We start from the raw sequence: 11839 nt of genomic DNA on the forward strand, positions 1-11839 counted from the left end.
GAACGCCGTATGCCGCAGCCCTTTGAACTGCCCAGCTTCTACATGGTGCATCCCGCCCGCCTCAACTCCCATGTGGAAGAGGCCAGGGAGCACTCAAGGAAGTGGGCACGCGATATGGGGATGCTGGAGGGTTCGGGCGTCTGGGAGCAGCGCGACCTGGACGCCCACGACTACGCACTGCTGTGCGCGTACACCCACCCCGACTGTGACGGTCCCACGTTGTCCCTGGTCACCGACTGGTATGTGTGGGTGTTCTTCTTCGACGACCACTTCCTCGAACTGTTCAAGCGGACCCAGGACCGCGAGGGCGGCAAGGCCTATCTGGACCGGCTGCCCGCCTTCATGCCGATGGATCTGTCCACGCCCGTGCCGGAGCCGACGAATCCGGTCGAGGCGGGTCTCGCGGACCTGTGGGCGCGGACGGTGCCGTACATGTCGCAGGGCTGGCGGGCGAGGTTCGCCGAGAGCACGGAGAACCTGCTCAACGAGTCCCTGTGGGAGCTGTCGAACATCAACGAGGGCCGGGTCGCCAACCCCGTCGAGTACATCGAGATGCGCCGCAAGGTGGGCGGCGCGCCCTGGTCGGCGGGGCTCATCGAGTACGCGACGGGCGCCGAGGTCCCGCCCGCCGTCGCCGGTTCCAGGCCCCTTCGCGTCCTGAAGGAGACGTTCTCCGACGCCGTCCACCTGCGCAACGACCTCTTCTCGTACCAGCGGGAGATCGAGAACGAGGGTGAACTCTCCAACGGCGTGCTGGTCCTGGAGAAGTTCCTCCACTGCACCACGCAGGAGGCGGCGGAGGCCGTGAACGACCTCCTGACCTCACGGATGCAGCAGTTCGAGAACACGGCGCTGACCGAACTGGCCCCGCTCTTCGCCGAGACCGGGCTGCCCCCGAAGGAGTGCGCGGACGTGCTCGTGTACACCAAGGGCCTCCAGGACTGGCAGTCCGGCGGGCACGAGTGGCACATGGTGTCCAGCCGCTACATGAACAAGGGCGGCGCCGCTCCTTCGCCGCTCGCGGGCCCGACGGGACCCGGCACGTCGGCCGCCGGGATCAAGGCGTTGATCGCCGCGACGGGTGCGGAGCGGCTGCGCGGCTACACGCACATCCCCTTCCAGCGGGTGGGCCCCTCCCGGCTCCCGGAGTTCAACCTGCCGTTCGAGACCCGGCTCTCGCCCCACCTGGCGGCGTCCCGCCCCCGCACCGTGGAGTGGGCGGCACGGATGGGCATGCTCGAACCCCAGGCCGGTGTGCCGAGTTCGGACATCTGGGACGCGCGCAAGCTGTACGGCTACGACTTCCCGCTCTGCGCGGCGAGCCTCCACCCGGACGCGGACCTCGAAGCTCTCGACCTGGGCTCGCAGTGGCTGACCTGGGGGACGTACGGGGACGACTACTTCCCCGTGGTCTTCGGCAGGCCCCGCGATCTGGCGGGAGCGAAGCTCTGCAACGACCGGCTCTCCTTCTTCATGCCGCTGGACTTCGCCGACATGCCGGTGCCGACGTGCGCGATGGAGCGTGGCCTCGCCGACCTGTGGGAACGCACGGCGGGGCCGATGGACCTGGAGGCGCGCCTGGCACTGCGCACCGCCGTCGAGGTCATGACGGCCAGCTGGCTCTGGGAGCTGGACAACCAGGCGCAGAACCGTATCCCCGACCCCGTCGACTACATCGAGATGCGCCGCCTCACCTTCGGCGCCCCGCTCACGACGACGCTGTGCCGCCTGGGCAACGGCCCGCAGGTCCCGCCGGAGATCTACCGGAGCGGCCCGATGCAGAACCTGGAGAACGCGGCGGTCGACTACTCGGCCCTGATGAACGACGTCTTCTCGTACCAGAAGGAGATCGAGTACGAGGGCGAGGTCCACAACGGCGTCCTGGTCGTCCAGAACTTCTTCGGCTGCGACTATCCGACGGCGCTCGGCATCATCGACGACCTGATGAAGTCGCGGCTGAGTCAGTTCCAGCACGTCGTGTCCCACGAACTTCCCGTCCTGTACGACGACTTCGGTCTGCCGCAGGAGACGCGGGACATCCTCGACGGCTATGTGCGCGACCTGGAGAACTGGATGGCGGGCATCTACACCTGGCACCGCGACTGCCGCCGCTACCGCGAGGAGGATCTGTCGCACGGCCCGCTGCGGAGCCCCTCGGGATTCGGCATGGCGGCCGTACGCCCGGACTGGCTGCGGGAGTTCGGCATCGCCGCCGACCGGCAGATGGCCGACCGTCAGATGGCTGCCCAGCAGATGGAAGGGGCACTGGGTCCAGGTCGCGGGTGACGCCGCCCGACCGAGGGCGGCGGGGCTAGCCTGCACCCATGACCCTTGTCCCCGACCGTGCCCAGCGCGCCGCGGGCGCCCTCGTCGGCTCCGCCGTGGGAGACGCGCTGGGAGCGCCCTTCGAGTTCGGGCTCGCGGGTGACTTCTCGGCGCGCTTCCCGGAGCCTGGACAAGGCGGGGAGATGTGCGGTGGCGGCGGCTGGGACGCCGGGGAGGCGACGGACGACACGCAGATGGCCGTGCACGTCGCCGACTCGCTGCTCGCGTACGCGGGTCTCGACCTGCCCGACATCTTCGGCCGGTTCCAGCGGTGGGCGGCGGCCGAGCCCAAGGACATCGGCCTCCAGACGGAGGACGTCCTCACCAACGGCATGCCGTGGGACCTCGCCGCCCAGATCCACTTCCAGGTCAACACGCGGGCCGCGGGCAACGGTTCGCTCATGCGGGCCACCACGGCAGCCCTCTATTTCGCCCGCGAAGGACAGGCGGCCACGATGGACGCCGCCCGCCGCATCGCCGCCCTCACCCACGGCGACCGTGCGGCATGGGAGGGTACGGCGATCTTCCACGAACTGCTGCGGCTGACGCTGGAAGGCGCCGATCCGCTGGACCACATCGCGGAAACACTGGCCCTGGTCCACCCGGACCACCGCGACCGGTACGCGCTCGCCCTGACCCCCTACTGGCACCCCGACGACGCCACCGAGTTCAACGGCGCCGTCTGGCCCTGTCTGGGCTCGGCCGTGTGGGCGCTGCGCGCCACGGCGTCGTACGAGGACGCGGTGCGCGCGGCGGTCGACCTGGGCGGCGACACGGACACCGTGGCCGCGGTCACCGGCGCCCTGGCCGGCGCCCGCCACGGCCTCGCCGCCATATCCACCGACTGGACGGCTCCCCTGCACGTCCCGGTCCCCGGCTCGGAGCCGGACCGGACGCTGCGCATCGCCGACCTCGTCGATCTCGCCCGCCGTCTTGACGCGCCCCGGCCCCGCTGATCAGCCGGCGTCCCTGGGCTCCGGCAGGATCTGGCGGAGTCGCGGGTCGGGGTGCCGGTCGCGCTGCCACTCGCGGGGGTAGCCGACCGAGACCTCCTGGAAGCGGACTCCGTCGTGCCAGGTGGTGCGGGGGATGTGCAGATGGCCGTAGACGACCGCCGCCGCCTCGTACTTCACGTGCCAGTCGGCCGTCAGCTCGGTGCCGCACCACAGGGCGAACTCCGGGTAGTGCAGGATCCGGGTGGGGTCGCGCACCAGCGGCCAATGGTTGATCAGGACCGTGGGCAGGCCGGGCGTCCGCCGGGCGAGCATCTCCTCGGTGCACGCCACGCGGGCGCGGCACCAGTCGTCGAGGCTCGGGTAGGGGTCGGGGCGCAGGAGCACCTCGTCGGTGCAGACGATGCCCGCGGTGTGGGCCGCCTCCAACGCGTCCCGCTTCGTGTGTGTGCCTTCGGGGCGGAACGTGTAGTCGTAGAGCAGGAACAGCGGGGCCACGGTGACGGGGCCGCCGTCGCCGCGCCAGATGGGGTAGGGGTCCTCGGGTGTCGCGGCACCCAAGGAGCGGCACAGGTCCACGAGATGGCGGTAGCGGGCATCGCCGCGCAGCTGGTTCGGGTCGTCGCGGGGCGTCCACAGTTCGTGATTGCCCGGAGTCCACACCACTTTGGCGAAGCGTTCGGTGAGGGTGCGCAGCGCCCATTCGACGTCGGCCATGCGCTCGGCGGTGTCCCCCGCGACGATCAGCCAGTCCTCGTCGGTCTCCGGGCGCAGGGACTCGAGGAACTTCCGGTTGTCGTCGTACGCGACATGCAGATCACTGATGGCGTACAGCTTCGGCTTCTTCTCGGGTACTTGTGTCACTCCGTGAGGCTAACCGCAGAGCTGACGCCGCGTGGTGTGATCCTCGCCGATCGAGCAGTGCGTGCTCGCAACTCCCCCGGCGCAATTACGCTGCACCTCAAGTCACCTATCTGGGGGGTACGTTGACCACCATCGCCCTGGCCTACAACCCGGCCATGCTGCTGATCCGCTTCCTCTTCGAACTCTTCGCGCTGGGCTGCTTCGGCCTGTGGGCATGGCGCAGGACGCCATCGCCCTGGCGGTGGATCACCGTCGTCGCGTTACCCGTCCTCGTCGGCTGGGCCTGGGGTGCCTTCGCCGTCTCGGGCGACGAGTCACGCTCGGGCGAGACCGACTTCGAGACGCCGGGCCCGGTCCGGCTGCTCCTCGAACTCGCCGTGTTCCTGGGGGCGGTCGCGGCCCTCCACCACCTGGAGCTCCGCAGGACCGCCCGCTGGTTCCTCGCCGCCGTCGTCGTCTACCACGCCCTCGCCTACGACCGGGTCTGGTGGCTCCTGACGAAGTGACGGCGACCCGGCCGCGCCGTCAGTGGTGCCCGTCCCCGCCGCCCTGCTGGATCTCCAGGTACTCCTCGGGCGTCGCCTTGGGAACCTGCGCCGACGGTCCGTACATGGCCTTCCCGAGGCGCGCCCGCAGCCGCTCGCCCCGGGAAACCTTGCGGGCCACTCCCTGCGCGTCGACCTCCGGGCCGATCTCGTACGGCTTGGGCTGCTCGTGCGCGGTCAGGGTGTACAACTCGCCCTGCGAGAGGGGCACATGGACCTCTACGTACTCACCGTGCGGCAGCCGTTTGATCGTGCCGCTCTCCCGGCCGTGCAGCGCCTTCTCGCGGTCGCGGAGCTGCAGCCCCATGCACCATCGGTGCGTGACGTAGAAGGCGAGCACCGGCCCGACGAAGCAGGCGATCCGCACGAACCATGTGATCGCGTTGATGGAGAGATGGAAGTGCGTGGCCCAGATGTCGTTGCCGCCGCCGACCATCAGTACGGCGAACAGCGTCAGCCACGCCACGCCGAGCCCGGTGCGCACAGGAGCGTTGCGCGGCCGGTCCGCGATGTGATGCTCCCGTTTGTCGCCGGTGGCCCAGGCCTCGATGAACGGATAGACGGCGATCGCCATCAGGATCAGCGGGAAGAGCGAGAACGGGATGAAGACACCCAGTTCGAGCGTGTGCCCCCAGGCGTTGATCTCCCAGCTTGGCATCACCCGGATCAGGCCTTCGGAGAAGCCCAGATACCAGTCGGGTTGAGCGCCCGTGGAGACCAGATCCGGGCGGTAGGGCCCGATCACCCACACGGGGTTGATCGTGGCGACCGCGCCCATGATCGCCAGGACGCCGAAGACGAGGAAGAAGAAGCCGCCCGCCTTGGCGATGTAGATGGGCAGGAAGGGCGCCCCGACTACGTTCTTCTCGGTCTTTCCGGGCCCGGCGAACTGGGTGTGCTTGTGGTAGAAGACCAGGATCAGGTGGGCGACGACGAGCCCCAGCATGATCCCCGGTAGCAGCAGCACGTGCACGCTGAAAAGCCGCGGAATGATCGCGTCACCCGGGAACTCTCCGCCGAAGAGGAAGAAGGAGAGATACGTCCCCACGACCGGGACGGACAGGATCGCACCCTGCGCGAAGCGGATGCCCGTGCCCGAGAGCAGGTCGTCGGGGAGCGAGTAGCCGGTGAGGCCGGTGATGATCCCGAGGAACAGCAGCGTCCAGCCGAACAGCCAGTTGACCTCACGCGGCTTGCGGAAGGCGCCGGTGAAGAACACCCGCATCATGTGCACGAGCATGGCGGCGACGAAGACGATCGCGGCCCAGTGGTGGATCTGCCGGATCAGCAGACCGCCGCGCACCTCCATGCTGATGTCGACCGTGGACTCGAACGCCCGGGTCACCTGGATGCCCTTGAGCGGCGTGTAGACGCCGTCGTAGATGACTTCGGAGCCGCTCGGTTCGAAGAAGAGCGTGAGCCAGACCCCGGTGAGGATCAGGATCAGGAAGCTGTAGAGGCAGATCTCCCCGAACATGAAGGACCAGTGATCGGGAAAGATCTTGCGCATCTGGCTCTTGGCCAGCGTATTGATGCCGAGGCGGCCGTCCGCCCAGTCGGCGACCCGCTCCCCCTTGCCCGCCGGAGCCGGCCGTTCACTGTCCCGGGTGTACTCGACGCTTCCGCTCATTCGTCTCCCCCTCAGGCGGCTCCCAGGTTAGATCAAGGGGTTCCCGGAGCCAACAGGCCCTGCTCGCCCAGTAGTTGAGGATCATCGGACGTGCTGGTCAGGCCCGGTAGGGGTGGCGACGTCGGGGCAGGCGATCCGGTTGCCCGGCCGCCGCCCGGCATGAGACATTCACTTACTCACGGCCCATCTCCTCAAGGAGCCCGTCATGACGCTCGGCACAGTGCCCGGCCTGGTGCTCGGCGACGCCTCCCGCGCTTCGACGCGGGGGCCGCACCACCCGTCCTGAGCCGATCGCTCCGGCTCCTCGTCGAAGTGCTGTTCGTGCCCCTGCACGTTCACTCTCTGAGGAGTATTTGTGTCTGAGATCCACTGGATCGACGGCGACGCCGAGCACACCGCCCGCTGGCACTCCGAGACCGGAATGCCGGCGCCTCGTCGTGTCGTCCCGGCCGACGACCGCATGAACGCGTCCACCGCCCACCGACTGTCCTGTGAAGGCACCGCCCTGCTGTGGCAGGGCGACTACCACCAGGCGCGCCAGCTGCTCCAGGCGATGGGACGGCGGGTCGACCGCAACCGCAAGGCCCCCTCAGCGGCCCCGTCACCGACGGCGGCCTTCCACCTCCAGCGCCGCGCCAGTGGCCACCGGGCCCGCGTGCTCGGCAGACTCCTCGTGCCGCTGGACGCCGACCACTCAGTCGCCCTGCGCAGGGCGCCGGATGTGCGGGCCGCCTGCGAGGAGGCGTACGGCCTGCCCCTGCCGACCTCGTCGGTCGTCTCGCTGCGGGAGCTGCTCGGTGTGCTCGGCGCGCACCAGTGGCGTACGAAGGGCGTGGACGTGCCCGCGATCGGTGCCCGGATCCACCCACATTACGGCGTTTTCTCCCCGGTCAGGGGCGAGTACGTCGACCTGGTGGCGCAGGCGCCCTTGCCCGGCCCGGTGTCACTCGGCGGACCGGCCTTCGACCTCGGCACCGGCACCGGAGTCCTCGCCGCGGTCCTGGCCCGGCGCGGAGTCCGCCATGTCGTGGCCACCGACAACAACCCCCGCGCGGTGGCCTGCGCCGGCGCGAACATGAGCCGCCTCGGCCTGACCGGCCAGGTGGAGATCACCACCGGCGGCGAACTCTTCCCGCCGGGCCGGGCCGCCCTCGTCGTATGCAACCCGCCCTGGCTGCCCGCGAAGCCCAACTCCGCGCTGGAACAAGGCGTGTACGACCCCGGGGGCGCCATGCTCCACGCCTTCCTGGCAGGCCTGGCCGCTCATCTGCTGCCCGGCGGCGAAGGCTGGCTGATCATGTCCGACCTGGCGGAGCTGCTGGGCCTGCGAGCGCCCGGCGAGCTCCACTCGGCCATCGCGGCGGCGGGCCTGCGTGTGGCGGACCGCCTCGACATCCGGCCCCGCCACCCCCGCGCGTCCGACCCCGCGGACCCCCTGCACGCGGCCCGCGCGGCGGAGGTCACGTCGCTGTGGCGCCTGACGGCCGAGCGGCCGTAGTGCTCCCCCGCTCCCCTACCTCCTGCACCTCCCGCACCTCCTCCACCTCCCGCACCAGCTCGATCGCCCGCCCCAGAGTCGTGAGCCGCGCCTCCAGGCTCTCGCCCGCCGGGTAGAAGCGGACCGTGTCCACACCCGCCTCGCGCCACACCCTCAGCCGTTCGCGGACCATGTCCTCGGTGCCGATGAGGGTGGTGGCGAGGACCATGTCGTCGGTGACCAGAGCCGCCGCGCCGTCGCGGTCGCCGGACTGCCAGCGGGTGCGGACCTCCGCAGCGACGTCGGCCCAGCCCTGCCTGCTGTAGGCGCTGTTGTAGTAGTTGGTGGTGGCCGAGCCCATGCCGCCCAGGCTGAAGGCGAGTTCCTTCTTGCGGCTCGCGACCATCGTGCGCAGCGCGTCCTCGTCGTCGGCGAAGGCCACTTCGGCGCCCTGGCAGATGTTCAGGTCGCCGCGGGTACGGCCGGAGGCTGCGAGGCCCGCGTCGAGGTGGTCGAAGTAGGCCTCCTTGGCGCCCTCGGGGACGAAGCTGGTGCCCAGCCAGCCGTCGGCGATCTCACCGGTCAGGCGCAGCATCTTGGGCGAGAGGGTGGCGAGGTAGATGGGCAGCTCGTGCTCGGAGCGCATGGACAGGCGCATGGGCTTCGCATCGCCCCCGGGCAGCGGGATGGTGAACTCCCGTCCCGCGTACGAGATCTTCTCCCCCGTGGCCGCCTGGCGGACGATCTCCACGGTCTCCCGCATGCGGGTGAGCGGCCGCGCGAACGGCACTCCGTGCAGGCCCTCGATCACCTGTGGTCCGGACGGGCCGAGCCCGAGGACGAAACGGCCCCCGGAGATGTTCGAGAGGGTGATCGCCGCGCGGGCGATGGCGGCCGGGGTCCGGGTCGCGAGCTGGATGATGCCGGAGCCGAGCAGCATGCGTTCGGTGCGCGCGGCCAGGTAGCCGAGCGGGGAGGGCGCTTCGGAGCCCCACGCCTCGGCGACCCAGCAGATGTCCATGCCCAGCTTCTCGGCCTCGGTGACGAAGTCGACGGTCTCCCGCCAGTTCGCCCCGGACGCCTCGATGGTCGTCGACGTACGCATCACGCGCCCGCCCCCTCGGAAGCGTCACCCTCGGTAGCGGCGCCCTCGGAAGCGGCTCCCTCGGCCAGCTTCTTGATCGCGTCCAGCGTCGCCGCCATGTTCTGCTCGAACTCCCGCATGCGCACGTACACGATCTTCTGCTCCTTCTCCGGCATCCGGTCGATCGCGTACGACAGCCCCGAGCGGCCGGGACCCATCTGCATCCACTGGGTGAGCTCGGTGCCGCCGTCGTCCGCCGCCCCGATGCTGAACCGCCATACGGCGCTGGGCCGTTCGGGATCCTCGACCGCCCAGGCGAACACGCGCGGGGCCTCGCACTCCACGACGTACGACGTGGTCTCCCACGCGCCGAACGACGCGTGTTCGCTGCGGCCGAGGAACCGGGCCCCAAGGGCGGGCCAGGTCGCCCCGTCCAGCCACTCGACCGACCGCAGCTCCGTGCTCAGCGTGGGCATCAGGCCGATGTCGGAGACGAGCTCCCACACGCGTTCCGGTGACGCGGCGATCCGTGTGCGCACCTCGGCCGTCGGCTTGTCCGCGTAGCACGCGCCTGTCCACTCCATCGTGGGCCGCCTCTCTCTGTTGTCATCCTCGCCTCGCTGACCACGAGAGTTGCGTAGATAGACTCACTCGTCAAGGGTGCTGCTGGTGCTGCCCGCAACAGCGGTACAGGGGGTTCAGCGGCTGAAGCGGTCCCGGATGTCCGGCCGTTCGGCAAGCCGCGCCGGGTAGCCGGGGCCGAGGCGCGGATGTGTGTCCGCGGCCGACATCGGCTCCTTGCAGTGGCCGCAGACGACCTCGGCCTCGGTCTCGTGCCCGCAGCGGTCGTGCTCGAAGACGACCGGTGCCCCCTCGTCACCGCTCAGCCACCGGTTGCCCCAGCTGTTCATCACGGCGAGCACGCCGAAGAAGTCGCGGCCCTTCTCGGTGAGCACGTAGTCGTAGCGGACCGGCTCGCTCTGATAGGCGCGCTTCTCCATCAGGCCCTCGTCGACCAGGCGGCGCAGCCGGTCGGTCAGGGTGTTGCGCGCGATGCCCAGCTCCTGCTGGAAGACGTCGAACCGCTTGATCCCGTAGAACGCCTCGCGCAGCACGAGCGGGGTCCACCAGTCGCCCAGCAGGTCCATGGTGCGGGCGATGGAGCAGGGCCAGTCGGCAAAGGAGGTCCGCCTCATGCCGTAAGGATACGAGAAGGCGCCACGGAGCCCGGTGGGTCTCGGAACTGGACCCAGCAGGCCGCGGCGGGTGCCGGGGCCCTGGCGTTACGCCGCACGTGACGTTCGACGCAAACGCGGCGGCACCGTTGTGGAGTGGCCCGGCGGACTGATCAGGTGGCGTAAGCAGCCGCTTACCGTCGTGCGGGTAAGCGGTCGCTTACCCACACGACCCGCTCTTGCGCTCAGTCCGCTCACCAGCCAGACCGCTCACCAGCACAAGCCGGAGGCCCCGTTGCTCTTCACATCCGTGGACGATGTCGCCACGCGGCTCGCCGAGACGGGCTATCTGGCCTCGGCGGCCGTCGCCACCACCGTCTTCCTGGCCGACCGCCTGGGCAAGCCGCTCCTCGTGGAGGGCCCGGCGGGCGTCGGCAAGACCGAGCTGGCCAAGGCCGTCGCCGAGGTCGCGGACGCGCGCCTGGTCCGCCTCCAGTGCTACGAGGGCGTGGACGAGTCCCGCGCGCTCTACGAGTGGAACCACGCCAAGCAGCTCCTGCGCATCACCGCGGGCCGCGACGAGTCGTGGGACGAGACGCGCACGGACATCTTCAGCGAGGAGTTCCTGCTGCCGCGCCCGCTGCTCACCGCCATCCGCGGCAGCGAGCCGAAGGTGCTCCTGATCGACGAGACCGACAAGGCGGACGTCGAGGTGGAGGGGCTGCTCCTCGAAGTCCTGAGCGACTTCCAGGTCACGGTCCCCGAGCTGGGCACCATCACCGCCACCCGCCGCCCCTTCACCGTCCTCACCTCGAACGCGAGCCGCGAGCTGTCCGAGGCGCTGCGCCGGCGCTGCCTCTTCCTCCATATCGGCTTCCCCGACGAGGAGTTGGAGCGGCGCATCGTGCGCCTGAAGGTGCCCGGACTCGACGAGGCGCTCGCCCAGTCCGTCGTACGCGTGGTCGGCGCGCTGCGCGCCATGGACCTGCGCAAGGTGCCGTCGGTCGCGGAGACCATCGACTGGGCCCGTACGCTCCTCGCCCTCGGCGCCGACTCCCTGGACGAGGACGTCGTGCGCGACACTCTCGGCGTCGTCCTCAAGCACCAGGACGACGTGCTGAAGGCGGCGGCCAAGCTGGACCTGGACGCGATGTGACCCCGTTCTCGACCGGGGTCACGGAGCGGCTCACCGCTCTGGTGCAGGCGCTGCGCTCGCACGGCATCCGGATCGGCACGGGCGAGACGGTGGACGCCGGGCAGGCGCTTGAGGCACTCGGCCTTGCCGACCGGGAGCGGGTGCGGGAGGGGCTCGCCGCCGCGCTGCTGCACAGCGAGGGCCAGCGGCCGGTCTTCGATCCGGTCTTCGACCTGTACTTTCCGCGAGGTATCGGCGCTCCGGACGCATGGGGCGGCTCCGGCACAGGGCAGGACTTCGACAGGGACGACCTGCGTGACCGCCTGGCCGCCGCGCTCGCCGCCAACGACCGGGCGCTGCTTGCCCAGTTGGCGGCCGAGGCGGTGGACGGCATGGGCGGATACGGAACGCGGCCCGGGTCAGGAGGTACGGGAGGCTCGGACGGTTGGTCGTCGCACCAGACGCTGTCCCGGCTCCGTCCGGAGACCCTGCTCGCCCGTGTCCTGGCCGGAATCCGCCAAGGGGCCGCCGCCGACGCCGAGTTCACCGACCGCCTCACCGCGGACGAGATCCGCCGCCGCATCGAGGACTTCCGCGGCGCGGTACGCACCGAAGCGCGCCGCCGGGTCGCCGAGCGAAGTCGGATCGTAG

General features: G+C 70.1%; 10 protein-coding genes and 1 pseudogene. 6 read left to right on the forward strand and 5 right to left on the reverse strand.

Annotated elements, in window-relative coordinates; translation table 11 throughout:
- Positions 1–9 precede the first annotated feature (9 nt).
- Together ABD378_RS02255 and ABD378_RS02260 are read left to right on the forward strand one after the other, a co-directional pair.
- Positions 10–2286: a terpene synthase family protein gene (locus ABD378_RS02255; protein ID WP_344518572.1), complete on the forward strand. Its 2277-nt coding sequence runs from the start codon at positions 10–12 to the stop codon at positions 2284–2286.
- Positions 2287–2324: 38 nt separating this feature from the next.
- Complete coding sequence (locus ABD378_RS02260; RefSeq protein ID WP_344518573.1) at positions 2325–3281, forward strand: ADP-ribosylglycohydrolase family protein; 957 nt, start codon at positions 2325–2327, stop codon at positions 3279–3281.
- Here the strand turns inward: ABD378_RS02260 and ABD378_RS02265 are convergent, their stop codons facing one another.
- Entirely contained in the window at positions 3282–4142 is an 861-nt protein-coding gene (locus ABD378_RS02265; RefSeq protein WP_344518574.1) for a metallophosphoesterase family protein, read from the reverse strand.
- Positions 4143–4264: 122 nt separating this feature from the next.
- On the opposite strand from ABD378_RS02265, the gene ABD378_RS02270 reads away from it, so the two are divergent.
- Positions 4265–4648, forward strand: coding sequence for a YrdB family protein (locus ABD378_RS02270; protein ID WP_344518575.1), 384 nt, complete (start codon positions 4265–4267; stop codon positions 4646–4648).
- Between the two features lie 19 nt (positions 4649–4667).
- Here the strand turns inward: ABD378_RS02270 and qcrB are convergent, their stop codons facing one another.
- Positions 4668–6317 (reverse strand): cytochrome bc1 complex cytochrome b subunit, encoded by a 1650-nt coding sequence (gene qcrB / locus ABD378_RS02275; RefSeq protein ID WP_344518576.1) that lies wholly within the window; start codon positions 6315–6317, stop codon positions 4668–4670.
- Between the two features lie 355 nt (positions 6318–6672).
- Here qcrB and ABD378_RS02280 point away from each other — a divergent pair, with 355 nt between their 5' ends.
- On the forward strand, positions 6673–7815 hold the full coding sequence (locus tag ABD378_RS02280; protein WP_344518577.1) for a methyltransferase: 1143 nt from the start codon (positions 6673–6675) through the stop codon (positions 7813–7815).
- Here ABD378_RS02280 and ABD378_RS02285 read toward each other — a convergent pair.
- The 3 genes from ABD378_RS02285 to ABD378_RS02295 all read right to left on the reverse strand — a co-directional run bounded on the left by ABD378_RS02285 (position 7778) and on the right by ABD378_RS02295 (position 10074).
- Positions 7778–8899 (reverse strand): LLM class flavin-dependent oxidoreductase, encoded by a 1122-nt coding sequence (locus tag ABD378_RS02285; protein ID WP_344518579.1) that lies wholly within the window; start codon positions 8897–8899, stop codon positions 7778–7780. The genes ABD378_RS02280 and ABD378_RS02285 overlap by 38 nt on opposite strands.
- Positions 8899–9462 carry an SRPBCC family protein gene (locus ABD378_RS02290; RefSeq protein ID WP_344518580.1) on the reverse strand — a complete coding sequence of 188 codons (564 nt, stop codon included), beginning with the start codon at positions 9460–9462 and terminating at the stop codon, positions 8899–8901. Before ABD378_RS02290 ends, ABD378_RS02285 begins: the two co-directional genes overlap by 1 nt.
- 114 nt (positions 9463–9576) lie before the next feature.
- Positions 9577–10074, reverse strand: a complete 498-nt coding sequence (locus tag ABD378_RS02295; protein ID WP_344518581.1) for a winged helix-turn-helix transcriptional regulator — start codon at positions 10072–10074, stop codon at positions 9577–9579.
- Positions 10075–10348: 274 nt separating this feature from the next.
- Here ABD378_RS02295 and ABD378_RS02300 point away from each other — a divergent pair, with 274 nt between their 5' ends.
- Both ABD378_RS02300 and ABD378_RS02305 read left to right on the forward strand, forming a co-directional pair.
- Positions 10349–11209 carry an AAA family ATPase gene (locus ABD378_RS02300; RefSeq protein ID WP_344518582.1) on the forward strand — a complete coding sequence of 287 codons (861 nt, stop codon included), beginning with the start codon at positions 10349–10351 and terminating at the stop codon, positions 11207–11209.
- Positions 11206–11839 (forward strand): annotated as a pseudogene (locus tag ABD378_RS02305) (hypothetical protein); the annotation flags it as partial. The gene ABD378_RS02300 and the pseudogene ABD378_RS02305, both read left to right, overlap by 4 nt.

The organism is Streptomyces rectiviolaceus, from assembly GCF_039533825.1.
In the GTDB taxonomy this organism is placed as follows: domain Bacteria; phylum Actinomycetota; class Actinomycetes; order Streptomycetales; family Streptomycetaceae; genus Streptomyces; species Streptomyces rectiviolaceus.